General features: G+C 43.7%; 17 protein-coding genes and 1 tRNA gene. 13 read left to right on the top strand and 5 right to left on the bottom strand.

Annotated elements, in window-relative coordinates:
• Positions 1-43 precede the first annotated feature (43 nt).
• Genes BFP72_RS04225 through BFP72_RS04240 form a run of 4 tightly spaced genes read right to left on the bottom strand, consistent with a single transcriptional unit; the run spans position 44 to position 4,007 of the window.
• A complete protein-coding gene (locus tag BFP72_RS04225; protein ID WP_099597955.1) occupies positions 44-970 on the bottom strand; it encodes a rhomboid family intramembrane serine protease in 927 nt (308 codons plus the stop codon).
• 20 nt (positions 971-990) lie between these two features.
• The gene (locus BFP72_RS04230; protein WP_099597956.1) at positions 991-1,782 is read right to left on the bottom strand and encodes a rhomboid family intramembrane serine protease; all 792 of its coding nucleotides are present in this window, start codon (positions 1,780-1,782) and stop codon (positions 991-993) included.
• A complete protein-coding gene (mutL, locus tag BFP72_RS04235) occupies positions 1,783-3,645 on the bottom strand; it encodes a DNA mismatch repair endonuclease MutL (protein ID WP_099597957.1) in 1,863 nt (620 codons plus the stop codon).
• Between the two features lie 2 nt (positions 3,646-3,647).
• Positions 3,648-4,007: a sulfite exporter TauE/SafE family protein gene (locus BFP72_RS04240; RefSeq protein WP_099597958.1), complete on the bottom strand. Its 360-nt coding sequence runs from the start codon at positions 4,005-4,007 to the stop codon at positions 3,648-3,650.
• Between the two features lie 241 nt (positions 4,008-4,248).
• On the opposite strand from BFP72_RS04240, the gene BFP72_RS04245 reads away from it, so the two are divergent.
• The 7 genes from BFP72_RS04245 to BFP72_RS04275 all read left to right on the top strand — a co-directional run bounded on the left by BFP72_RS04245 (position 4,249) and on the right by BFP72_RS04275 (position 13,979).
• Entirely contained in the window at positions 4,249-6,891 is a 2,643-nt protein-coding gene (locus BFP72_RS04245) for a serine hydrolase (protein ID WP_158233280.1), read from the top strand.
• Positions 6,892-6,959: 68 nt separating this feature from the next.
• Positions 6,960-8,105, top strand: a complete 1,146-nt coding sequence (gene bshA / locus BFP72_RS04250) for an N-acetyl-alpha-D-glucosaminyl L-malate synthase BshA (RefSeq protein WP_099597960.1) — start codon at positions 6,960-6,962, stop codon at positions 8,103-8,105.
• A gap of 67 nt (positions 8,106-8,172) precedes the next feature.
• Positions 8,173-8,784: a sterol desaturase family protein gene (locus tag BFP72_RS04255; RefSeq protein ID WP_099597961.1), complete on the top strand. Its 612-nt coding sequence runs from the start codon at positions 8,173-8,175 to the stop codon at positions 8,782-8,784.
• Positions 8,785-9,068: 284 nt separating this feature from the next.
• Positions 9,069-10,172, top strand: coding sequence for a VWA domain-containing protein (locus tag BFP72_RS04260; RefSeq protein ID WP_099597962.1), 1,104 nt, complete (start codon positions 9,069-9,071; stop codon positions 10,170-10,172).
• Positions 10,166-11,680, top strand: a complete 1,515-nt coding sequence (locus tag BFP72_RS04265) for a sigma 54-interacting transcriptional regulator (RefSeq protein ID WP_099597963.1) — start codon at positions 10,166-10,168, stop codon at positions 11,678-11,680. The genes BFP72_RS04260 and BFP72_RS04265 overlap by 7 nt, the downstream gene beginning before the upstream one ends.
• 148 nt (positions 11,681-11,828) lie before the next feature.
• Entirely contained in the window at positions 11,829-13,778 is a 1,950-nt protein-coding gene (rpsA, locus tag BFP72_RS04270) for a 30S ribosomal protein S1 (protein ID WP_099597964.1), read from the top strand.
• 130 nt (positions 13,779-13,908) lie between these two features.
• Positions 13,909-13,979 (top strand) — tRNA-Cys (locus BFP72_RS04275).
• 315 nt (positions 13,980-14,294) lie between these two features.
• On the opposite strand, the gene BFP72_RS04280 is transcribed toward BFP72_RS04275, so the two are convergent.
• Positions 14,295-15,095 (bottom strand): response regulator transcription factor, encoded by an 801-nt coding sequence (locus BFP72_RS04280; protein ID WP_099597965.1) that lies wholly within the window; start codon positions 15,093-15,095, stop codon positions 14,295-14,297.
• 587 nt (positions 15,096-15,682) lie between these two features.
• On the opposite strand from BFP72_RS04280, the gene BFP72_RS04285 reads away from it, so the two are divergent.
• The 6 genes from BFP72_RS04285 (at position 15,683) to BFP72_RS04310 (ending at position 25,155) form a co-directional block, all read left to right on the top strand.
• Positions 15,683-18,793, top strand: coding sequence for a TonB-dependent receptor (locus tag BFP72_RS04285; RefSeq protein ID WP_099597966.1), 3,111 nt, complete (start codon positions 15,683-15,685; stop codon positions 18,791-18,793).
• An 11-nt stretch (positions 18,794-18,804) separates the two neighbouring features.
• On the top strand, positions 18,805-20,445 hold the full coding sequence (locus tag BFP72_RS04290; RefSeq protein ID WP_099597967.1) for a RagB/SusD family nutrient uptake outer membrane protein: 1,641 nt from the start codon (positions 18,805-18,807) through the stop codon (positions 20,443-20,445).
• Between the two features lie 24 nt (positions 20,446-20,469).
• Positions 20,470-21,738: a hypothetical protein gene (locus BFP72_RS04295; RefSeq protein WP_143519933.1), complete on the top strand. Its 1,269-nt coding sequence runs from the start codon at positions 20,470-20,472 to the stop codon at positions 21,736-21,738.
• 77 nt (positions 21,739-21,815) lie between these two features.
• On the top strand, positions 21,816-22,580 hold the full coding sequence (locus BFP72_RS04300) for a rhamnogalacturonan acetylesterase (RefSeq protein ID WP_099597969.1): 765 nt from the start codon (positions 21,816-21,818) through the stop codon (positions 22,578-22,580).
• Positions 22,580-23,944, top strand: coding sequence for a polysaccharide lyase family 1 protein (locus BFP72_RS04305; protein ID WP_099597970.1), 1,365 nt, complete (start codon positions 22,580-22,582; stop codon positions 23,942-23,944). The genes BFP72_RS04300 and BFP72_RS04305 overlap by 1 nt, the downstream gene beginning before the upstream one ends.
• Positions 23,941-25,155, top strand: coding sequence for a glycoside hydrolase family 105 protein (locus tag BFP72_RS04310; protein WP_099597971.1), 1,215 nt, complete (start codon positions 23,941-23,943; stop codon positions 25,153-25,155). Before BFP72_RS04305 ends, BFP72_RS04310 begins: the two co-directional genes overlap by 4 nt.

A 25,155-nucleotide genomic window follows, 5' to 3' on the forward strand; every position in this document is an offset into this window, starting at 1 on the left:
GATTATTTACTTTCTTTTAACTCCTGAATTGAATAATTCAGGATTAACTCTTGTTGCTTGCGTTGAAGAGTTTTTGTTTTTCTTCTTTGGTGAGGCTTTCATAGCCTGATTGTGAGATTTTGTCTAGGATCGCGTCGATTTCGGCTTGGTCTGCTATATTGTGTGCGGTGCTTTGGCGAGGAGTGCTTTTAGAAGAATCGTTCGATCTGGTCTTTTTGCTCCGTTTGTGTGATACTTTGATTGGAGGTTGTTTCTCAAACAAACTTTTGACAAAACGCATGATGGCAGAGATCCAAAGTCCCCAGTCATTGCCAGATTGTAATTGGCGTATATATACATACCCCATGAGTGCACCACCCAAATGCGCAATATTTCCTCCTGCATTTCCTCCCACCGTACCAATGAACGAGATAACGAGATAAAACCCTGCAATGTATTTGATTTTGACAGGCCCTAGAAACATCAAAAAGAAGGTGTAGTCCGGTAATAGGGTCGCTGCGGCCACTGTGATCGCATAGACTGCTGCTGAGGCCCCGACCATTCCAGCGAAGTTGGATCGGTCGATGTAGTAGGGGACTAGGTTGTAGACCAACAAATATACGACCCCCCCTGCCAAAGCTCCCATGACATAGAGGTTGATGAGTTTTTGATTGCCAAGGTACTCGACGATCAATTTGCCAAACCAATAGAGTACGAGCATGTTGAATAGGATATGGAATATGCTACTCAGACTATGTGCAAAGGCATAGGTCAAGATCGTCCAAGGCCGCATCAAGAAGTCCGAAAATACCGGCGGTATTGTGAATTGATCAATGATGAAGGTCGAGACGTTGCCTAGTCCAGATACATTGCCGAGTACATAGAGTATCGCCAGTGCGAGGAATATTACGATGTTGATAATGATGATCTGTGGCAGAGCATTGTTGGGTTTGCGCCACGCATTCTTAAAATCATCAAACAAATTGTCCATAGATCAATAGGGTCCTAAGGTTAATAAAAGTCTTTGCCGTTTCTTGCCCAATACTTGAGGAGAACAAATGCAATCAGCATTCCACTCAAATGAGCCAAGTGCGCGACGTTGTCTGTTCCGCTGCGATTGATCTCCGAATATAGCTCATACGCACCGTAGAATAGAACAATGTATTTGGCTTTTATTGGGATTGGAGGGAATAGCAGCATGAGTTGAGTATTAGGGAAGAGCATCCCGAATGCCATGAGAACACCAAACACTGCTCCAGATGCACCAACCATGGGGATGTTGGTCACCGCTTGATAGATCTGATTGACATAAGAGACCGCCTGACTTGTGTAGGAGAGGTCATTTGGATGCTGATTGTATTGATCCGAAAAATCACCCAATTGTGCCATGTTAAATCCACGACCGTGATTTTGGATGTAGATATAAAACTGATCTGGATCTGGGTTGTCAATGAATTCTTCTGTCGCATGCGTTAAGCTATTTTTCTCAATCGTATCGGCTACTCCGTAAAGGATACCTGCTCCGATTCCCGTGATCAAGTAGAATATCAAGAATTTCTTAGATCCCCAGACGCGCTCGAGCATAGGGCCAAAGATGAGCACTGCAAACATGTTGCTAAACAAATGCATGAACGACGCGTGGAGCCACATGTAGGTGACGTACTGGAAGATGAAGAACCCCTCCGAAAAGAGATAATGTACCCCAAATAGATGAGAGAGGTCAAAATGAAATAGATAGCCGATGAGAAAGATCCCGATGTTGATGATCAGGATGTTTTTGACCATGGGTGTAAGATTGAACATCTATTGATATTTAAAGAATTCTACAATTTTATCAAGCCCTAAGATAACAAATGTAGGAGTACCGTTGGGCGCATAGTTGGGTTGGTCGCAGGCAAACAAACGATCAATCAGGCTTTTGAGTTCGAGGGTTTGCTTGGAAATTTTGGTGCGGTTGGAGGACCGCTTGGCAATGGATCGGGCGATATTTTCCCGTGTATTGATCGAGAGTTCAGATTTGTTGAATTTAAACTGCTCTATCAGTCCTTCAAACAATTCCTTTTCATTGATATTCTGCACGTCGGCTGGTACGCCATTGATGGCGATGCTGTGGTCTCCAAATACCTCAAATTCAAATCCTAGAGCAGTGATTTCAGCTTGCAAATCCATCACCAGAGAGAAATCTGCAGGACCGAGTTCGATATGTACAGGGAACAAGCACTTTTGCGACATGCCTGTATGCTCGTTGAGTGTACTGATGTATTTTTCGAATAGGATACGTTCGTGAGCCAATACGGCATCTAGGATCATGATACCTGATTTGACTTGCTTCATGATGTACTTCTCATGCATCAGTATCGGTTCCGAACTGTAGTTGTCCGTAGACATCTGGGATGAAATTTCGAGTTGTGTTTTCTCTTGTTTTTCTTCGGGTTGGATCTGGTCAAATCCTGCCATTTCTTCCTGACGAATTTCAGCAGGAGACAAGGAAGATTCATGGATGGCACTTTCGTACAAACGTTCCCATCGAGTAGATTTACCCTGTTTTTGGTCTATCGATTTGAAATTGCCATATCCTCGGTCCTTGGTACTGCTTTGTTGGGATTCAAATTTGGTACTGTGCGCTGCGAAATTTGTGAAGTTGACATCCATGTCAAAATCCAAGGAGGGAGTGACGTTGTGTGTGCCCAATGCTTGTTTTACTGCAGATTTGATGATGCCGTATACACTACGTTCGTCATCAAATTTAATTTCTGTTTTGGTGGGGTGTACGTTGATGTCGATGCGAGCTGGATCCATCTCTATGAACAAGGTGTAGAACGGGTGCTGATCATCTTTGATCAATCCTTCAAAGGCTCCTTGTACGGCATGGTTGAGATAGCTACTTTTGATAAAACGATTGTTGACAAAGAAAAACTGTTCTCCCCGTGTCTTTTTGGAGTGTTCGGGTTTGCCGATGTAGCCACTGACTTTGAGCCATTCGGTTTCTTCTTGGCATGCGATGAGCTGTGATTGGTAGTTTTTGCCAAAGAGCTGTACGATGCGTTGACTCAGTTTGCCACTAGGCGAATTGTATATTTCCTTCTCGTTTTGTGTCAATATAAAATTGACATGAGGGTTGGACAAAGCTACTCTGTGAAATTCGTCCATGATGTGGCGCATTTCGACGGGATTGCTTTTCAAGAAATTGCGTCGTGCGGGTACATTGTAGAAAAGGTTTTTGACCGAAAGTGACGTGCCTTGATTGGCGGACTCTGGGGACTGGCTTTTTACCTCTGATGCTTCGATGACTATGGAGGTGCCGAGCTCGTTGTACTCGGTTTTGGTTTTGAGTTCGACGCGGGCTACTGCAGCGATGGAAGCCAACGCTTCACCTCTGAAACCCATGGTTTGGATTTTGAAAAGATCCTCTGATTTCTGGATTTTGGAAGTGGCATGCCGCTCGAAACTCATGCGAGCGTCAGTTTCGCTCATGCCTTTGCCATTGTCCACAACTTGTATGAGGTTTTTGCCGGCATCATTGACAATCAAGTGTATTTTGGTGCTGCCTGCATCGATACTGTTTTCGAGCAATTCTTTGACGACCGAAGCGGGACGTTGGACAACCTCACCGGCCGCTATTTGGTTGGCAATCGCATCGGGCAATAAGTGGATGATATCGGGCATTCTTAGTCTCTTGGCGCTTTTCTTTTTCTAAGGCGAAAATAGAAATATAATGGCGAGAGTAATAGAAAAACATAGAATACATCATTCCCGTAGAAGAACCATCCTACCACCAATCCAAACATCCCTGCTGCAAGGAGCATCTGAATCAGAGAAGTTTGGCCTGATTTGCGCTCACGCTTTTGGAACGCTGCGGAGATGCTAGAGGTATATTCTGGAAGAGGGGAGTCTGCATCGTTACGTTTTAGTCGCTCACGTGCAGCTTTCATTTTACCTTCAATTTCTTCTTTGACCGGATCATAATATCTCGGTTCGAAATTGAATCGACTATGTTTTGAGGTTCGAATAAAAGAAGGGATTTTCATAATTATTGTCTTGTTCTACCGTTGATGATTTGTTGGCACTGTTTCTGCAAGTATTATAGTAGATTGATTGTGAAGATCACGAAAAATCACTTTATTACTTCCATCCACCTCCTGATTACACCTGTAGTTTATTTTTTCAATTGAGCGTATGCAAACTTACTTAGAATATAGTTTATTACGTCTTTTCCTAATGCGAGTTGGGTTAATCTTTTTCCTATTAGCCCCCATGCATTTTGCGACGATGGCCAGAGATCAAGAGTCTTCCGGGGATAGAGACTCTTTGTATGTTTCTTGGAGCAAAAGTAAATCTCAACTGCCTGTAGTAGCGATTGATTTGTTGCATTTTGATGATATGTATCAACGTCAGCGTTTGGAAGATTTGATCTTGAGTTATGGTGTTGGGACTGTTTTTTTGCAGGATGGAGCGTATGGAGAGGTGAGTCAGTGGATTGCGTCTATCAATCAAACCTCTGTTGTCGATCCGATCTTTGTGGTCAAGGCACGTGGAGTGTTTGGTTTGCCGTTTGGGCAATTGGAGGGGCTACCGAGTGATGATTGGGTGGTGTGCTGGACAGACCAGACGATGATTCATCAGCTAGCGGAGAGCAATGCCGCTTTGTTGCACCGTATGGGAGTTTCTGTCCTTCAGTACGATTATTTCCCTTCCGAGTATAAGACTGCGGAGGTAGAGAAGGCGTTACTGTACATGAAGTTAATGCAAGAGAAGGGGATTCATTTGTCCTTTGGTAATAGTGCTGCAAAATTTGTAACAAAACATCAGTCCGAGATCGATTGGAGCAAAGTGGTATGGCTTGAGTCGGGAATGCTGGAAAAAGATGCATTGGTCAAGAAGAAATTGCGAAAGAAGTTTGACAAAGTGACGGGGTTTGAGGGGTTGGTGATGGAGGATATTGCGACCCATAGTCTGTCAGACAACAAGAAGAATCAATGGGATAATGGGATTCAACTACTCAAAATGGGAAACTATTCGAATCACCATAGTGTATTGGATGAGCTCATAGAGTCAGGGATAATCAAAAAATCATACTTCAAGCAAGCAGTCAAAGCATACTATCAGCAATGGCATGTACTGCAGTCTGATCGAAAAGCATACCCTACGCCGTTTGATCCTCTCAATCCTCAAATGACCTATCGCTACAAAGTCAAGGCTATTACTTTGGTGAAGGATCTAGGGGATTTGTTTCCGATCCAGGATTTGAAATCTAATTTATTTTATTCTTTTTCCACAAGTCGTCATGAAGAGGTGTTTCGTCAAACGATGGATCGCTATACTTACAATGAGCATTTGCCAATGAGCTGGTTAGCGTATTCTCCAGACAGTTTGATGCAAATATTGCCTCGGGGCAGTCATTTGTTGGTGGATTTGACTGGTGTAGTACGAAGGGAAGAAGTACAGACTTATGTCGAGCGCTTAATCCACATGTCACGATACTATCAAGTAGGAGTGGTTTACCAAGGAGTCCCATCCAATCTCAAATATTTGGAGCAATTGCCCGTGCTACTATGGAGTCCAGATGTGTCTTCCGAGGGTATGAGTTTTATGGTGCAGATGGCTTTTGGAGGAATGGATATGAGTGGGGCATTGCCTGCCTTTCTTTCGGCAACTGGTCAACAGGCTGGAGTGCAGAAGCCTTCGTTGCATCGATTAAAATACCTGGACCCAAAATTGCTCAGAGTAGACGAAACCAAGTTGGCTCAAATAGATCGGTTAGTGGAGGAGGCTATTCGAGACGAACAATTCCCGGGTTGTCAAATCATGATGGTCAAAGACGGAGCAGTTGTGTACAACAAGAGTTTTGGTTATTTGACATATGATAGTCTAGAAGCTGTCGGTTGGAACCATATCTATGATATAGCCTCGGTGACCAAAACCGTAGCTACTGTACCCATGGTGATGCAAGAAGTTTCCAAAGGGAATTTGGCTTTGGAGGGGCGCTTAGGAGATTATTCGGACAGGTTTAGAGAAACCGACAAATCTAATTTGCGTGTCGGTGATTTACTGATGCATCAGTCAGGATTGCGATCCTATATTCCTTTTTGGGCCAATGCCGAGTACGTAAAAGATAGCGCCGATTTTTTGTATAAGAAGCGTGTGAGGCGCCGTAAGTACGAGTATTCGTCGGTCAACTGGGCGGACTCGATCAGTACTTGGATTGGTACGTCTACATTCAATAGTCTACGAAACCCTGACAGCACATATCGGTATTTATACAGTGACTTGGGGTTCATGATTATGAAAGAGGTAGTGGAGGAGAAAGAGCATCTTTCGTTGGACGAGCTGGCAGATAGCTTGATCTATGAGCCTTTGGCAATGAATTATACGCATTACAATCCATTGCGATATTTTGCGGAAGCACAAATTGCTCCGACCGAGCAAGACGACACATTTCGAGGCAATCTACTGCGTGGGCAGGTGCATGATCGTAATGCTGCTTTGCTCGGGGGAGTGAGTGGGCATGCCGGTTTGTTTTCGAATAGCAACGATCTAGCCAAATACATGCAGATGATGATGCAGTCAGGAACTTATGGAGGACATCAGTTTTTTGATAGCACACTTGTGGAGACCTTTACCGAAAAAATCAATCCCGACAATTTACGGGCTTTTGGGTGGGATAAACCCCGCCATGCAGTAGGGAATTGTTCGAAATACGCCTCTGAGTATGCTTTTGGGCATTCTGGATTCACTGGGACTGTGGTGTGGGCTGATCCAGAAAATGGTCTGATCTACATCTTTTTATCCAACAGAATTTATCCAGATCCACAAAATTACAAACTCATCAAGAACAATACACGTACTAAGATTCATGATCTCATGTATGAAGCGATTTTATCTCAGGATAAGGTTGTGAATCATGAGATGTAAGCGCAAATTTGATTTTTGTAGAGTATTCAATTGGCTGCATCTTCGCGATTCGGGCACAAAACCAATATATGAAAATAGGAATAGTTTGTTATCCCACGTACGGTGGATCTGGAGTGGTAGCAACGGAGTTAGGAAAGGCATTAGCTCAAGAAGGCCATGAAATTCATTTCATTACCTATTCTCAGCCTAGTAGGTTGAATTTTTTTAGTCAAAATTTGTTTTATCACGAGGTAGATATCAAGCCGTACCCGTTGTTTCAATACCCTCCTTATGAGATTGCTTTGGCAAGCAAAATGGTGGATGTAGCGAAGCACGAAAAGCTGGATATTTTTCATGTGCACTATGCGGTGCCACATGCATCTGCCGCTTATATGGCTCGTGAGATATTGAAGTCCGAAGGAGTCAATATTCCGTTTATTACGACACTGCATGGGACGGATATAACGATCGTAGGTAAGGACGCCTCCTTGGCACCTGTCGTGACTTTCTCTATCAATCAGTCCAATGGCATCACTTCTGTGTCTGACGATTTGAGGAGGGATACTTTGGAGCACTTCAATATCCAAAAGGATATCAAGGTTATTCCAAACTTCATTGATTTGAGTCGATTCAAAAAGCAAAAAAAGGATCACTTCAAAAAGGCAATTTGTCAAAACAATGAAAAACTCATTGTACACACATCCAATTTTAGAAAAGTCAAACGAGTGGAGGATGTGGTCAAGGTGTTCTGCAAGATCAGAGAAAAAATCCCTGCAAAATTACTCTTGGTAGGAGATGGGCCAGAGCGCTCACATATCGAAGCATTGTCCCGGCAGACGATTTGTCAAGGTGATGATGTGCGTTTTTTGGGAAAACTCGAAGCAGTAGAAGAGGTGTTGAGTGTGAGTGACTTGTTTCTGATGACTTCCGAAAAGGAGAGTTTTGGTTTAGCAGCTCTTGAAGCGATGGCTTGTGAAGTCCCCTTGATCAGTACAGATGCAGGAGGGTTGCCTGAACTCAACAAAGACGGTGATTCGGGGTATATCTGCAAAGTGGGGGATGTGGATGCGATGGCGGAGGCAGGGCTCAAGGTTTTGGCTGATGAGAATTTGCCAGGTTTCAAGTCCCGGGCATTGGCGCGTGCCAAGCAGTTTGATTTGAAAAACATCCTGCCGATGTATGAGGATTTTTACGAAGAAACAATCAAGACCTTTCAAACAGATTTAAATTCATAACTTGTCGTAGCATTTTTAGTAGAACAATTTGGAATAAAATAACAATAGCTGATATATTTGATCTTGTATGGAAAAGCATCAACCTAAGACTACCGGTACTACACGGATGTTTAAAAATCCCATCCTGGAGAAATTGACTCGCACACATATTTCTCTTCCTTTGGTCGTGTTTTCAACGATATCTTCTTATTTGATCTATCGAGCTCTGGCCGTTGTAGGTCTGACTCCACTGACAGTTGCGTTTGCATTTTTAGGAGGATTGCTATTTTTTACTCTTATAGAGTATATGATGCATCGTTTTGTTTTTCATATGAAGGAGGATACGCCTGTCAAAGAGAAGATTGTCTACACAATGCATGGAGTACATCATGATTACCCTAGAGACAAAGACCGCTTGGCGATGCCTGTTCCTGTGAGTGTGGCGATGTCCTTCGTGTTTTTCTTGATCTATCGGTTTGTTATGGGGGACATAGCATATGCCTTTTTGCCTGGTTTTCTGATGGGGTATGCCTCGTACCTTTGGGTCCACTACATGGTGCATGCTTTTCAACCACCCAAAAATGCACTTAAAATCTGGTGGGTACATCATGGGATTCATCACTACAAGCAGCCAGACAGAGCTTTTGGTGTGAGTTCGCCGATTTGGGATTTAATATTTGGGACGATGCCCAAAAGGTAAGTGTGAAACTGCAGTATGATTATTGGTTGGCGGAGTTCTTGAGATCATCTATATGATCCGTTTTCTTCTTGGATTTGCCCGCCTTGGGTTCGAGGATGATCCGGAAAGTAGAATTTCGGATCAACATATATATGTCGTTTACCAATGTGAATAATATAGGACGTCTTCTTCCCATTTTGAGAGCTAAATGTGCTAAGATTATTTAGTCAAATTAGTCATTAAGTTGACAAAACCCTAAACATTAATATTAGTTTTATTGTTAGGAAGCCAAAAGCACACTGCTCATGCAAGGATATCGATTTACAGATTTTGTTCCCGAAGACACCGTACGTGAAGGTACCTATGATAGTCTGTGGAACATATACAAGGAGTTATTGTTGATCACGGCTGGTGACCCCAATGAGGCATTGAGTTGGTTGACTAACTTGGATAAACAATATCATATCTCTACAAAAAACTATGGAATCGGTGATTTCATCGATGATCTCAAAAAGAAAGGCTACCTCAGTGAAAATCCTGAGAATGGGAAACTCAAGATTACGGCCAAGACGGAAAGTGACTTTCGCAAGAGTGCCTTGGAAGAGATCTTTGGGAAGTTGCGAAAGTCAGGGAGCGGCAATCACAAAACTTTTGTCAATGGGCAAGGAGATGAAAAAGGAGTGGATTTGAGAGATTTCCAATTTGGAGATTCCCCTGACAATATCTCGATGACCAACAGCATTCGCAATGCTCAAATCAATCACGGTACGGGAGAGTTTATGTTGACAGAAGGGGATCTAGAGGTCGTGGATAACGAATACAGGACTCAAACCTCTACTGTTCTGATGATAGATATCAGCCATTCGATGATACTCTATGGAGAGGACCGGATCACCCCAGCCAAAAAAGTCGCCATGGCCTTGTCGGAGCTGATTTTGAAAAAGTACAAGAAGGATACCTTGGATGTGATTGTATTTGGGAATGATGCATGGCAGATAGAGATCAAGGATTTGCCTTACTTAAGTGTAGGCCCCTATCATACGAACACTGTGGCGGGATTGGAATTGGCCATGGATATTTTGCGTAAGCGAAAAAACCACAACAAGCAGATATTTATGATCACAGATGGTAAGCCTACTTGTATGAAGGTAGGGGTCAAGTATTACAAGAATAGTTTTGGGCTGGACCCCAAAATCATCAAGCAGACGCTCAATTTAGCAGCAAGTTGTCGCAAATTGAATATTCCCATCACGACCTTTATGATTGCTTCGGATCCTTATTTGAAGCAGTTTGTCAAGGAATTTACAGCTGCCAATAATGGCAATGCCTATTACAGTGATTTGAAGGGGTTGGGTAACATAGTATTCGAGGATTTCAAAAAGAACAGAAGAAAAAACTATAGATGGTAAGCAAATATAAAGCACTAAGCACCGACGCTAAATTGGCGATCAAGACCCTCGGAGAGCTCAAAAAGAGCGGGTATCAATCTGAGTCTATCAAGGATGAACTGAGGACCAACTTGATTGCTGCGATTCGAGAGGAAAAGAATGTTTTTGAAGGGATATTGGGTTATGAGGATACGGTGATCCCTGATGTAGAGCGTGCAATACTTTCGCGTCACAATATCAATTTTCTTGGATTGAGGGGGCAGGCCAAGACTCGTATGGCACGTCAGATGGTCAATCTATTGGATGAATATGTGCCAGTCGTCGCGGGTAGTGAGCTCAATGACGATCCTTTGCGGCCTCTGTCGAGATATGCGGTAGATTTGATTGCTGAGCATGGAGACAATACTCCGGTAGAGTGGTTGTATAGAGAGGAGCGTTTTACCGAGAAACTGGCGACACCAGATGTGTCGATAGCAGACTTGATCGGAGATGTGGACCCGATCAAAGCAGCAGCTCTCAAACTGCCCTATTCGGATGATCGAGTGATCCACTATGGGCTAGTGCCTCGATCCCATCGCGGGATTTTCGTGATCAATGAGATACCAGATTTACAACCCCGAATCCAAGTTGCTCTTTTTAATATTCTGCAAGAGGGGGATATACAGATTCGTGGGTTCAAACTAAGGTTGCCCTTAGATATACAGTTCGTGTTTACTGCCAACCCTGAAGACTACACCAACAGAGGGAGCATTGTGACTCCACTCAAGGATCGTATCGGTAGTCAAATCATCACCCACTATCCCAAATCCATACATACAGGATTGCAGATCACACAGCAAGAGGCCAAGCATGTGGGCAATGAATACATACACGTCAATGAAATTGCCAAGCTTCTCATCGAGCAGATAGCTGCTGAGGCTCGTGCCAGTGAATATGTGGATGTCAATAGCGGGGTGTCTGCGCGATTGACCATCTCTTCGTATGAAAATTTGGTGTCGAGTATTGAGCGTCGCTTGCTACACAATCAAGAAAAGGAAGGTGTGGTACGGGTCACGGATTTTGTCGGTGTGATTCCGTCGATCACAGGGAAAGTCGAACTTGTCTACGAAGGAGAGCAGGAAGGGCCTGGTATTGTTGCACATAATTTGATTGGCAAAGCGATACGAACCTTGTTTACGGATTATTTTGAGGATCCAGACGAACTGCGAAAGAGCAAAGACAAACAGGATCACTACAAAAAGATCTCTGAGTGGTTTGGCAATGAAAATGTGATTGACTTGCTCAATGACTACCCAGACAAGGAGTATAGAAAGGAATTGGACAAAGTGCCAGGTTTGGCTGATTTGGTCGAAAAACAAATCAAAGGGCGTAAAGATGATTCGCTGCGTTATTTTTTGATGGAGTTTGCCCTATTCGCCTTGGTGGAATATAGCTACCTCAGTAAGCATACATTGGAAAATGGTCTTCGTATCGATGATTTGATAGGGAGTATGTTTTCTGGGTTTGAAGAAAACGATGAGGACTATTAAGATTCACTGGCAAGGCATTCTTTTTATTGATTAAATCACTTAACTTTGCGCTCCATTCAAGTGAATGGCTCCTGATACACGTCAGGGTATGTAACATAAATGATGTAGCGACCGCCCGGTGCTGCATTGTAAAACAGGGCGTAATATAATGGCACAAGAAGAAAAAGAAGTTGCTAAAGAAGAAGTAACACCTGTAGTACAGGAAACTGCTGCTGAAGCAACAGAAAAGCCTAAAGCTGCTAAGAAAGAAGTGGAAGAGGATTTTGATTGGGATTCATTCCAGCCAAAAGGATTCGGAGACGGATATTCTAGCAAAGACAGAGAAGATTTAGAAGCACTATACGGTGGCTCGCTCAACACGATCGAAGAAAAAGAAGTGGTGAAGGGTACAGTTGTGAGCGTGACTCCTAGAGATGTAATCATCAACATCGGGTTCAAATCTGATGGATTGGTATCGGCTTCAGAATTCAGAGAATTTCCTGATTTGAAAGCGGGTGACGAAGTAGAGGTTTTCATCGAAGAACAAGAAGACAACAACGGTCAGCTTGTACTATCTAGAAAGAAAGCGAAGATCGTAAGTGCTTGGGAAAATATACAAAAATCTTTCGACCAAGACCTTGTAATCGATGGTATGGTCAAGAGAAGAACCAAGGGTGGTTTGATCGTCGATATCTTCGGTGTAGAGGCCTTCCTTCCAGGTTCTCAAATTGACGTGAAGCCAATTAGAGATTTTGATGTCTTCGTTGACAAGAAAATGGAAGTGAAAGTTGTGAAGATCAACTACACCAACGATAACGTAGTAGTCTCTCACAAAATCTTGATTGAGAAAGATCTTGAAAAGCAAAAAGCTCAAATCCTAGAGAACCTAGAGAAAGGTCAAGTACTAGAAGGGGTAATCAAGAACATGACCAACTTCGGTGTATTCATCGACTTGGGTGGTGTAGATGGTCTACTTCATATTACTGATATCTCATGGGGTAGAGTCAATCACCCAGAAGAGGTGTTGGATCTAGATGCGAAGGTGAATGTTGTTGTACTTGATTTTGATGATGACAAGAAGCGTATTTCTTTGGGTATGAAGCAGTTGTCAGAGCATCCATGGGATTCTCTAGATTCTACTGTGGAGATCGGTACCAAAGTGAAAGGTAAGATTGTGAATGTTGCTGATTATGGTGCGTTCTTGGAGATCCAGCCTGGTGTCGAAGGACTCGTTCACGTGTCTGAAATGTCTTGGTCACAGCATTTGAGAAACCCACAGGATTTCATCAAAATCGGTGACGAGCTAGAGGCTGTTGTGTTGACTATCGATAGAGATGATCGAAAAATGTCTCTAGGTATCAAGCAATTGACTGAAGATCCTTGGACTAAGCAAGATGTGTTGACGAAGTATGCGGTAGGTACTGATCACAAAGGAGTGGTGAGAAACTTGACTAACTTCGGATTGTTCATCGAGTTGGAAGAAGGTATTGATGGTTTGGTTCACGTGTCTGATTTGTCTTGGACGAAAAAGATCAAGCACCCATCTGAATTTGTCAATGTAAACGAAGAGCTAGAAGTCAGAGTGCTTGAGCTTGATGTTGACAACAGAAGATTGGCTTTGGGACACAAGCAATTGGAAGAAAACCCTTGGGATACGTTCGAAACTGTATTTGCGAAAGGAACAACTCACAAGTGTACGGTCAATACGATCATAGACAAAGGAGCTATCCTAGAGCTACCTTACGGGTTGGAAGGATTCTCATCGACAAGAAACTTGAAGAAAGAGGATGGGTCTACTCCAGTAGTAGGTGATAGCCTTGATTTCGTAGTGATTGACTTCTCTAAAGACGAAAGAAGAATTGCACTGTCTCATGTAGGCACGTACAGTGACCACATCGTAGAGAAAGCACCTGCTAAGCCTGCTAAAAAAGGTGGAAAAGGTGGAGGAGGACAAGCGATCAATAAGTTGAACGCGGAGTCTGAGAAGTCTACTTTGGGTGATCTAGCTGCCTTGACTGCTCTCAAAGAGCAAATGGAAGGTGGAGAGAAAGCAGCAGCTAAAAAAGCCGCTCCTAAGAAAGAAGAAGAAGCTGATTCTAAAGAAGAATCAGCAGAATAATAAATCATAAAAAGGGTACGTGAATCACGTACCCTTTTTATTCCTATCTCGTTAGAGAATTTAAGTTGTAATAGATGGTTATTTGTTTGCGCAGCACTTAAATAATTCTATTTTTGCAACACCAAAAAATGGTCCTGTGGCCGAGTGGCTAGGCAGAGCTCTGCAAAAGCTCGTACAGCGGTTCGAATCCGCTCGGGACCTCATCTAAACCTCCATTGGAATTCCAATGGAGGTTTTTTGTTTTATACTCCTAGCTAGGATTTCGGGACCCCTCGGTATTTTTTTGAGAAGACATGATGGATTCTTGGTTATTCAACGATTCATTGTTCGACATTCGTTAACGTTTTTGAAATGTGGCAATCGCAGATGTCTTCCAAAGTATAGTGCCTGAATGATCCTAATAGGGAGTGTCAAATATTGATTCATTGCCCTCGAACTTAATGGAGTGATCCTGGATTGTAGTGAGGTCTGGATAAGAAATTTTTACCATCTTTCGAGATGCTATGGTTTGTTATATCATACCAAGACTCCTTCCATGAGGCATTGAGCGACTAGTTGAGTGGTGTTTTTACAGTTTGCTTTTTGTAGGATGTTGGCACGATGTGTGCGAATCGTGTGAGAGGATAGTCCGAGCGATTGGGAGATCTCTACGGAGGATTTGCCTAGAGCTAAGAGACGAATGATATCGAGTTCTCTAGGGCTGAATGAGGACGTCAATTGCTCTGGGGTCGGGTAGCGATGCGTGGGGTCAAACTTGCCCAAAGAAGGGTCGCAACGAAAATGGTTTGGCCCACCCTGAAGATGAATGAAGCTTACCTGCTCCACTGGAGAGAGTCTCAGGTGTGTGATGTCTGTATGGATACAAAGCACGTGTTCAGGAATACCTAGGTTAGTCGTGCTCAACGTGACGGCCTGTAGTAGCATTTGGTGCATCGAGCCCTTGTTGTCTAAGGACCGGTAGGTATATAGGGCTTTGTAATGGAGTATGTCGGAGGGCTGCACCTGTTCGAAAAAACTCAGGACAAAAGTCTCTTTTTGATGAATGCTCTTGGCTTCCTCATCTGGGAGTAGTTGAAGTATGTCAAAGATGGTGGTCTGGTTGGGAGACAGACCGAGGACCTCTTTTATTCCAGGATGGAGGTATTCGAAACTCAAGTCGTGGAAGTTGATGATGTAGTAGTAGAGTTTTCCTGGGGAAAACAAGGCGGCCATGTATTTGAATTTCTCTACCTCATCAAAACCAGTGTAGCCTTTGATTTTGTTGGTAAATGTATCTTTCCATAGCTGTAAAATTCCTTCCGCCCCCTCTTTCATCATCTGTCGTCTTTGTGTTTAAATATATGCAAGGGGAAGCAGAATGGCACTATGTCTTGGTTGTCTAGTTGTACAGTTGCTCTTGCTTAGGGTTGGGGTCAGTATGCTCTGTAGAGTTTTTTTGTCCTAAGTGTACATTTTTTACCCATAATGGGTTGATTTCTGTCCATTTCTTGTCGCGGGATTGGTTTTCTTGCTGTGAAGCAATGAGAAGAATTATGAAAGAGGAACGAATCATTTCAAAGGGAAACCTATGTGGTTTTTCTATTTTGTCCATCCCTTGGAGTCACTCCATTTATTTCATGTCTGGGTGACGCTCCCTTCCCTGCCAAACTAGGCTATGCAAAAATTCACATTTCAATAGCAATATCATCTCCTTGAGAGGGTTGTGAGTGATCTGAAAATCTTCAGATGTACTGAGGCGACTATTCCAGCAGGGTGAAAAGATTGCAGATCATGTGTTAATTAATGAATAGCTGAATGAAAAATGAATCCTCACTTTTGAGAAACCGCTGCGAACTGCATGAAGACTATTACAAGGGGGCGTAGCGGAGATTTAAAACTTATTTTCTAAATCAAAACAAAGAAGTATGATTAAAGAATTACTATTTGGATCATTCCTGAGACGCTTGGGAAGAGTTCAATTGGGACTAATGATGATAATGATGAGTTATGCGTCGTTTGCCCAAACACAGATCAGTGGTACAGTAGTCAGTGATCTAGGGGAAGGACTCCCTGGAGCTACTATACTTGCTCAAGGTACATCTGCAGGTACAGTGACCGATTTTGACGGAAATTTTTCATTGGTGGTACCAGAAGGAGCGACCAATTTGGTTGTCAGTTTCATTGGGTACTCTACACAAACTGTAGGGATTAACGGTAGATCTTCGATTGACGTGACGTTGCAGCCAGATGCAGAGACCTTGACAGAGGTGGTCATCGTAGGGTACGGTACACAAAAGAAGACCGACGTGACTGGAGCAATCACTGGTGTGGATTCAGAAGAGATCACTGGTAGAGGGGTCACGAATCCGATTCAGGCGCTACAAGGAGCTGTACCTGGTATACAGGTTACCAACTCTACAGGTAGAGTTGGTGATAGTTTCAACGTAGTAGTAAGGGGACAAGGGTCGTTCAGTGACGATGCTACTCCGCTATATGTAGTGGATGGTGTGATTGTAGACAACATTGATTTCTTGAACCCACAGGACATCGCTAAACTCGACGTATTGAAGGATGCATCATCTGCAGCTATCTACGGTTCTAGAGCAGCCAATGGTGTCGTAATGATCAAGACCAAAGGTGGATCTAGTATTCCACGTGGGACCACAGTGAGCTTTGATGCTTTTTATGGATTCAAAAATCCAGCTCGTCTCCCAGAGATGATGAGTTATAGCGATTGGAATGACTATCACTTGTCTGCATACATGGCTACTACGAGTGGTTATGATGATTTGACTCCTGAGGAGTACTATGACAAAGTGTACCCAACGAGCTCTAACTCTGTACTGAGAGAGCGTGTACAGAATTTGGACGGATATGATTGGTATGATGCGGTATTGCAACCCGGTATGCAGTCTAACAACTACGTGTCTATTGCCCATAGAAACGGTGGTTCTTCATATACTATAGGTGCAGGTTACCAAAAAGAAACGGGTAACATCGAGAAAGAAGGATTAGAGAAGTTTACATTGAGGTCTAACATCGATCAAGAGATCAATGACAAATTCAAAGTAGGTGCGGCTTTTACAGTAGCTAAATCAGAAACACAAAGAGGTAGCCGCTATGCGATGCAAGAGGCTTTCCGTTTGAATCCATTCTTGCACCCTTATGCAGTAGATGCAGCGCTCAACGAGACAGATGAGTTGTTTCCAAACCCAGGTAAATTGACGGATGTGGATGGCAACTACTTGATCAACAAAACGAGTACATACAACCCGCTGTTGGAGATCGCTAACTCTAGTGATTTGCAGAGTCAGTGGAACACGATTGGTAACATGTACTTACAGTACAAGCCTGTCGAGTGGTTGATGTTGAAATCAACATTCTCTGGTGGATTGAAGTCGTATAGAAGAGGGAAGTACTCTGGTGTATTGACTAATGATGGTGCAGGAAACAACAATTTGGCATCTTCTGAAGTAGAGAATTATCAAAACTTCAACTACACATGGGACAACCAGGTCAACTTCAACAAGCAGATCAACAAGCACAGCATCAACTTGATGGGACTCCAAAGTATTTTTGTGACTCAGACGGAAGAGTCGTTCATGTCATCAAACAATCAGCCGTTTGAGACTGAATTTTACAACGTAGGTTCTGGTTTGCAGTCAAGCTACAACTTGGGTAATGAGTTCAGAAAAAGCCAGTTGTCTTCTTACGCGTTGCGTTTGAATTATGCATTTGATGAAAAGTATTTGGTGACTTTGACCAACAGATGGGATGGATCTTCTCTTTTGGCAGAAGGTAAGCAATGGCAATCATTTCCTTCTGTAGCAGTAGCTTGGAGATTGAGCAACGAAGCTTTCTTGAGCGGCGTGTCTGCAGTCAACGATTTGAAATTGAGAGTAGGGTACGGTACTACGGGTAACAACAACATCAACCCATATGCCACAGTGAATACCTTGACTCAGCAGACATACTATGACTACAATGGCGGATCAGCCAATGGATGGGTGGCCAACTCAATCGCCAACAAGGCATTGACTTGGGAGAGAATGAAAGAACTCAACATCGGTTTGGACTTTGCCTTTGCAAACAGAAGACTGAGAGGTTCTATTGACGTCTATGATAGATTGCATGACGATCTTTTGATTGTACAAACCTTGCCACTTGAGACAGGATATGAGTCTATCGTAGCGAATGCAGGTTCTATGCGCAACAAAGGTATAGAGTTGATGTTGACGACAACTAACGTACAGACTGACCTGATCACATGGGAAACTACATTTACTTTCTCTAAAAACGTGAACACAGTAGAGTCTATCTATGGACAAGACGAGCAGGATGATGTTGGAAACAACTTGTTTATCGGAGAGTCTATCAATGCCTACTACAACTACGAGTTTGACGGTGTATGGCAAGCGGATGAGGCTGAACTCGCCGAATTGTACAATCAAGCCGAAGGTCAGGCTCGTGTAAAGGATCTCAACAATGATGGTGTGATCGATCCAGATGATGACAGAAAGATCCTTGGATCATCTAACCCCGATTGGACAGGTGGTTTGATTTCTAGATTGACTGTAGGTGGGTTTGATTTCAACTTTACATTATCGACTGTACAAGGCGTATTGGCTTATAGCAGGTTCCACGAGAACTTCGAAAATGTAGGAGATAGAGGTCGTCAGAAATTGGATATTGATTTTTATGTCCCTGAAAACAATGTGGGATTGACCCCAAGACCTTCTACCAGCTACCCACAAGCGCGAAACGAAGGTACCTACTGGAACCAATCAGGTGCAGGTGTAGGCTACTACAAAGATGCTTCGTTTGTCAAGGTGAACAACATTTCGTTGGGATACTCTTTGCCAAGCAGTGCACTCGAAAGATTGAAACTTCAGCAATTGAGAATTTATGTCAATGTGTTGAATCCATTCACTTTCACGGACTACACTGGGTTTGATCCTGAGTGGGCTACAGCTTCATTTAGCACAGGTGGTGTGAGCAACGTCATCACGCAGTTGGGTCTTAATTTGAAATTTTAAAATAAGGAAAGATGAAAAATATATTTTCAACACTAATAGTAGCACTGATCTTTCTAGCAGGTTGTGATAGTTTCCTTGAGGAGGAAAATAAATCAAATGTGACCGCTGAGGATTTTTATGTGACGGAAGAAGGATACTCTGCGTTGATCAACGCTGGTTATTCATCACTGAGAACTTTGTATGGGCAAGATCCATGGATGTTTGCTTCGGGTACTGATCTATATACTGATGGAAGAAACCAGTCTCCTGTAGGATTGGCTGGATATACACAGCTCAATGCTTCAGCCGAGGGCGTAGATTTCATTTATTTGAATGCATATGTAGCCATCCAAAGAGCCAATACGGCGCTTCACTATGCTACATTGACGGAGCCTACGGATGATTTGGACAAGCATGTCGCGGAGATGAAGTTCATCAGAGCCAACGCTTACTTCTTGTTGGTGCAGTCTTATGGCGGTGTAGCTTTGATTACAGAACTCGTAGACGAAGCAATCACTGAGTTTGATAGAGCTGAAGCAGCAGATGTATACGCGTTGATTATTCAGGATTTGGAAGAGGCTTTGCCGAATTTGCCAGATGGCACTTTTGACGGTCACGTGACTAAGAGAGCGGCTCAAGATATCTTGGCTAAGGTACACTTGACGAGAGCTTATGAGAGTTTCGCTGCAAGCGATGACTTCTCCAAAGCAGCTTCTTATGCGGATGCAGCGATCGGGGGGCAGTCATTGACGCAATCTTTCGAAGAGCTATGGACTCCAGGCAATGAAATGAACGAGGAGGTGATCTTCTCTGTGCAGTTTGATGCAGCGAGTATCAGTACTGCACCGACTGAGTTGGGCAACCAGCAACAAAATTACTTTGGTTCGTATACAGGAGGTACTGAGGTAGCAGGTGATGCACCATACAAGTCATACAACTTGTGTCCAACTCGATTTGCTTTGGATTTATTCGAGCAAGGAGATGAGCGTTGGGATGCTACCTTCATGACAGAAGTATACGCGAGATACTATGATTACTTTGACGTAGCGGATCATTCGTCTTTGGAAGTGGTACATTTCTATGCGCCATCATGGTACTCTTCTGCGGACAGTCTTGCCTATGTGAGTGCATTATCTGCTGACGAGTTGGTGAACTTTAGGTATCATAAATATGGTGATTACGATCCTGAAGGTGGAGATATCTCTGGAAACTACGCGACAATCATTGTCAAGAAGTTTGATGATCCTACTTCTAGATTTGCATCGAATGGAAACGATGCCTACACCAGTACTAGAGACGTAGTAGTATCTCGATTGGGAGAGACTTACTTGGTCGCAGCAGAGGCTTATTTGGGAGCAGGAAGTGATGCTACTGCATTGGATCGAATCAACGAAGTACGATCAAGAGCCAATGTGGCTGACTTGACAGCTATCGATATTGATGTCATCCTCGATGAGAGAGGTAGAGAGTTGATGGGAGAGTACAAGAGATGGTTTGATCTCAAAAGAACTGGCAAGTTGGTGGAAAGAGCTTCTGCTCACAACCCACAAGTATCTACACTAAACTTTGCAGGAAACAATGGAACACAAAAGATATTGAGACCTATTCCTCAGTCTGCATTGGATTTGAATCAAAATCCAGAATTCAATCAGAACCCTGCTTACGCGAAGTAATCCGTATCACTAAATAGAAGAATTATGTTTAAGAATATAAAATATATGTTTGCTATACTGTTGTCATTGACGGTATTGGCATGTAGCGAAGACGATAGTGGTAGCAATGAAACCATCACCATCAGCATCGATCAGGACCCTATAGATTATGCTCCAGTCAATTTGGACAGTGAGGATCAAGCGGGCTTCTCAGGTAACATTTCATCCAAATCAAGTTTGGTCAAAGTCACGATCAGTATCGTTACAGACAATGGCGACTTGGTGTTGGACGAAGCGACTAGCTTCGAGGGAGACGGTCGTTCGTACGATTTTGATGTGACTCCTGATTATGCATTGGGTATGTCATCACTCAAAGCGGTGGCTGAAAACTCAGCAGGAGATATCGTAGAGGGTTCTCGAAAAATCAATGTGAAAGGTGGGCCAAACTTATCTTTGGAGCAGTCGGAGTTTGTCATTGATTTGTCCGTAGAACCTACTGGGGCGTTGACAGGCAACGTGACCTCAGCAGGAGATATCCTTACTCAGGTGGACTACACACTGATATCGGGTGATGTCAGAGGAGATACCAAAACCGTGACTTTGTCAGGTGAAGAAAAGTCTTCATATGACATCTCAGAAGTATTCACTTTCGAGATGGGGATGACAGCTCTAGAAGTGGCTGTATCTGACGAAAGAGGAAACGTAACGACGAACACACTGTCTGTGTCTGTAGTAGCCTCTCCAGTATTCTTGTACTATGAATACATCGGCAAGGAGTTGCACGGTACGGATAAGAGAAAAACAGAAGGAAATGGAATCGGTATAGCTCTGATTGATGGAGCTGTCTATGACATGGCGACTATCACTGCAGATCCTGACGGTATGGGCATTGATTTCATGATCACCAATGCAGACAATACTACGCCAAAAGTTAGATTCTACTCACCATCAAGTCAGAATGGAGATAAATTCAAACTAAGCGAGATTAATGGTGAATTGAACTTGAATACTACCACTTTCTCTGTGTTGGATAGAGGAGACGAAGCATTCTTTGATGCAGCTACCAAAGACGATATCTTGGCTATGACCTTGACAGACGAAGGAGCGAGTACAAGAGATACTGATATCAGAGGCTTAGCCGATGGTGATTCCAATGTCGATATCGTAGGAGGAAGAGTTGTTTACTTCGAAACTCAATGGGGAGCACAGTGCCTAGTGAGATTGAGGGAAGTGAAGGAAAATCCAGAAAGTAGCACAATGAAAGGTGACTACTATGTCATGGACTTCAAAGTGGTTTACCAAGACCTCAACTAAAATTTAGAATACATACAACCAGGGTGCTTGTCACCTTGGTTGTATTCTTTTCTCAATTTCATTTTTTGACAACATCAATGTTGAAATATTTTCTGATTTTTCTTCTCACGATATGGATGAGTGGATGTCATCAGCAGGAATCCTACACGCTTCATTTGGTGGGAGACTCGACGATGGCAGACAAAAAGGATCCAGAACTCAATCCAGAACACGGATGGGGACAAGTGCTGCCGAGCTATTTTGACTCAGCAGTGACAGTGGTCAACCATGCGGTGAATGGTCGTAGTACCAAGAGCTTCATCGAAGAAGGAAAGTGGGACCGTGTGAAAGCACAAATCAAATCCGGAGACTATGTCTTCATTCAATTCGGTCACAACGACCAAAAAAGCAAAGATGCCGAACGCTATACGAACCCGTATACCGGCTACCGCAACAACCTCAAGACCTATGTGACTGAAGCACACGCTTTGGGAGCAAAACCAGTATTATTTAGTTCGATCGTCAGACGAAAATTCAATGAAGAAGGTGTTCTCATCGATACACACGGTGTGTATCCTTATGTGATGAGACAGCTGGCCATCGAGCTAGACGTGCCATTCGTGGACATGCAGTGGTATTCCGAGCAACTCGTCGCGAGTATGGGAGACCCAAAATCAAAAAAACTATATCTCTGGCTAGAGCCGGGGGAGTCTTCTTACAAGCCAGAGGGCAAACAGGACGATACACATTTCTCCAAATATGGGGCACAACAGATGGCTCAACTGGCCATCAAAGAAATGAAAAATCAGGGCTTTCCCTTTGTGAAATATTTGAAGGCTGAGAACCTAAAAACAAATAATTGATGCTAGACCAAAAGTCTATATTGTCTATTTCATTCAAGCACATTCAAATTTGCCTTGCGGTAGTTTGTACCTTCTTTTCAATAGGATTGCAAGCGCAGACTTTGGCATTCCCGAGTGCGGAGGGCTATGGTCAGTACACGACAGGGGGCAGAGGTGGACAAGTGCTCATTGTGAGCAGTTTGGCAGACAGTGGAGCAGGTACTTTGCGTGAAGCCATCGAGACCAAAGGGCCAAGAACGATTGTATTTGCAGTCAGTGGCAACATCGTCTTAGAGTCAGAATTGAAAATCAACAGTGGCAATGTCACCATCGCTGGGCAGACCGCTCCAGGAGAAGGTATCTGCTTGCAAAACTATGCTCTCAAGGTGAGCGCATCGAATGTCATCATACGCTACATCCGCGTGCGTATGGGGGATTTGGCTGCTGAGCAGGATGACGCCATCAGTATCACCCGAAAGAAGGACATCATACTCGATCACTGTACATTCAGCTGGGGAACAGATGAGACGGCTACCTTCTATGACAATGAGAACTTTACGTTGCAGTGGTGTATCATCAGCGAGAGTCTCAACAACTCGGTGCATAAAAAAGGTGAGCATGGCTATGGCGGAATCTGGGGAGGGAAAAAAGCTTCCTTTCATCACAACCTATTGGCACATCACAAGAGCCGAAATCCAAGATTCTGTGGGGCGCGCTATCACAAGGTACCCGAAGAAGAAATAGTGGACTTTCGCAACAACGTTATCTACAACTGGAAGGCCAACAGTGCTTATGGTGGCGAAGAGGGGAACCACAACATGATCGGCAACTACTACAAACCTGGTCCAGCTACGCAAGGCAAAAAAGCAAGGATTATCGTAGAGCCTTTCGCTCCTTACGGAACATTTTACTTGTCAGGCAACAGGATCTTGGGGCAAGATGATATTACCGCTGACAACAGTTTGGGTGTCAAGGGGGATTTTCCTGTCGAGGGCCTACTCACTGAACCTATCGATGTAGCGGGAGTCACTACGCAGTCTGCGGACGAAGCGTTGGCACTTGTGCTGGCACAGGCAGGGGCGAGCCATAGACGAGATGTCTTGGATCAACGCATCGTGACGGAGGTCTCCGAGGGTACTGCTAGGTATGGACAGGAGTCCAACGGGATCATCGATACACAGAGCGATGTAGGCAACTGGCCCGTATTGGTCGGAGGCAAAGCACCAAAAGACAAAGATCAAGACGGTATGAGTGATCGATGGGAAAAGGAGAATGGGCTAGATCCTAAAGATCCAAAGGATCATCAAGCGTACGACTTGGGTAGTGACTATACCAACATCGAGTATTATTTCGAATTTCTATTGGCTAAAAAGACGAACAAATGAGGGTAACCAAAACATACATCTATATTCTATCCGTATTACTGGCGGCTTGTACGACGACTGGTAAAGAGAAGCAAGAAACCGTGACCGAAAGCAATGAGGCTCCCATGTCTGTACGCATGGCGGACTCGGAGATGCAGCGCAATCCTGACCCTCGGTTGTTGGATTTTCGGGAGAAACCCAAATGGGAGTATACCAACGGTTTGGTATGCTCTGCGATGGTACAAGTCTACGAGTCAACAGGCAAGGAGAAATATCTAGACTATGCCAAGTACTTTTTGGACTCGATGATCAACGAAGACGGGAGTATCAAGACCTACAAAAAAAGAGATTTCAATATCGACCGAATCAATCCAGGTAAAGTATTGATGGAGGTGTACAAACTCGATCAAAAACCAAAGTACCTCAAAGCGATCGATACGCTAAGAGATCAAATGAACGGTCACCCGCGTACCTCGGAAGGTGGGTTTTGGCACAAGAAAAGATACCCCTATCAGATGTGGTTGGATGGATTGTACATGGGCTCCCCTTTTTTGGCTCAGTACGGTGCGGAGTTTGACGAACCTGCTTTGTTTGACGAAGTGATCCATCAGATCACATTGGTAGACAAGTACACCTATGACCAAGACAAAAAACTCTACTACCATGGATGGGATGAGAGCAGAGAACAAAAATGGTCCAATCCTGAGACGGGCGTTTCTCCACACTTTTGGGGACGAGCGATGGGTTGGTATGCGATGGCTTTGGTAGATGTACTGGATTACATCCCGGCCAATCATCCGAGACGATACGAGGTGATAGACATTCTCAATAAACTCGTAGAGGGTTTGGTCACCTACCAAGATGCGTCAGGGCTGTGGTGGCAGGTGTTGGATCAGGGCGATCGTGAAGGCAACTACCTCGAAACATCATGCACGAGCATGTTTGCCTACGCACTACTAAAGGCTGTCAAATATGAATACATCGATCAAGCGTATTTGGCGAATGCCAAAAAGGCCTACGAAGGGATGCTCAATGGCTATGTGGTAGAAAATGCTGATGGGACAGTCAGTCTGACCAAAGTATGTGGTGTAGCAGGATTAGGTGGAGATCCTTATAGAGATGCCTCTTTCGAGTACTATGTGGGCGAAGAGATTCGAGACAACGACCCGAAAGGCATAGGGCCATTCATCATGGCAGCCTTGTTATACGAAAACCTCAATACAGAACTGTAA

The sequence above is a fragment of the Reichenbachiella sp. 5M10 genome (genome assembly GCF_002742335.1).
In the GTDB taxonomy this organism is placed as follows: Bacteria; Bacteroidota; Bacteroidia; order Cytophagales; family Cyclobacteriaceae; genus Reichenbachiella.

What these genes read in the sequence shown, in the direction of transcription:
- BFP72_RS04240 (WP_099597958.1), bottom strand. Translation starts at nt 4,007, where the DNA reads ATGAAAATCCCTTCTTTTATTCGAACCTCAAAACATAGTCGATTCAAT.
- bshA (WP_099597960.1), top strand. Translation starts at nt 6,960, where the DNA reads ATGAAAATAGGAATAGTTTGTTATCCCACGTACGGTGGATCTGGAGTG.
- rpsA (WP_099597964.1), top strand. Translation starts at nt 11,829, where the DNA reads ATGGCACAAGAAGAAAAAGAAGTTGCTAAAGAAGAAGTAACACCTGTA.
- BFP72_RS04225 (WP_099597955.1), bottom strand. Translation starts at nt 970, where the DNA reads ATGGACAATTTGTTTGATGATTTTAAGAATGCGTGGCGCAAACCCAAC.
- BFP72_RS04300 (WP_099597969.1), top strand. Translation starts at nt 21,816, where the DNA reads ATGTTGAAATATTTTCTGATTTTTCTTCTCACGATATGGATGAGTGGA.
- mutL (WP_099597957.1), bottom strand. Translation starts at nt 3,645, where the DNA reads ATGCCCGATATCATCCACTTATTGCCCGATGCGATTGCCAACCAAATA.
- BFP72_RS04245 (WP_158233280.1), top strand. Translation starts at nt 4,249, where the DNA reads ATGGCCAGAGATCAAGAGTCTTCCGGGGATAGAGACTCTTTGTATGTT.
- BFP72_RS04230 (WP_099597956.1), bottom strand. Translation starts at nt 1,782, where the DNA reads ATGTTCAATCTTACACCCATGGTCAAAAACATCCTGATCATCAACATC.
- BFP72_RS04305 (WP_099597970.1), top strand. Translation starts at nt 22,580, where the DNA reads ATGCTAGACCAAAAGTCTATATTGTCTATTTCATTCAAGCACATTCAA.
- BFP72_RS04280 (WP_099597965.1), bottom strand. Translation starts at nt 15,095, where the DNA reads ATGATGAAAGAGGGGGCGGAAGGAATTTTACAGCTATGGAAAGATACA.
- BFP72_RS04295 (WP_143519933.1), top strand. Translation starts at nt 20,470, where the DNA reads ATGTTTAAGAATATAAAATATATGTTTGCTATACTGTTGTCATTGACG.
- BFP72_RS04310 (WP_099597971.1), top strand. Translation starts at nt 23,941, where the DNA reads ATGAGGGTAACCAAAACATACATCTATATTCTATCCGTATTACTGGCG.
- BFP72_RS04260 (WP_099597962.1), top strand. Translation starts at nt 9,069, where the DNA reads ATGCAAGGATATCGATTTACAGATTTTGTTCCCGAAGACACCGTACGT.
- BFP72_RS04265 (WP_099597963.1), top strand. Translation starts at nt 10,166, where the DNA reads ATGGTAAGCAAATATAAAGCACTAAGCACCGACGCTAAATTGGCGATC.
- BFP72_RS04285 (WP_099597966.1), top strand. Translation starts at nt 15,683, where the DNA reads ATGATTAAAGAATTACTATTTGGATCATTCCTGAGACGCTTGGGAAGA.
- BFP72_RS04255 (WP_099597961.1), top strand. Translation starts at nt 8,173, where the DNA reads ATGGAAAAGCATCAACCTAAGACTACCGGTACTACACGGATGTTTAAA.
- BFP72_RS04290 (WP_099597967.1), top strand. Translation starts at nt 18,805, where the DNA reads ATGAAAAATATATTTTCAACACTAATAGTAGCACTGATCTTTCTAGCA.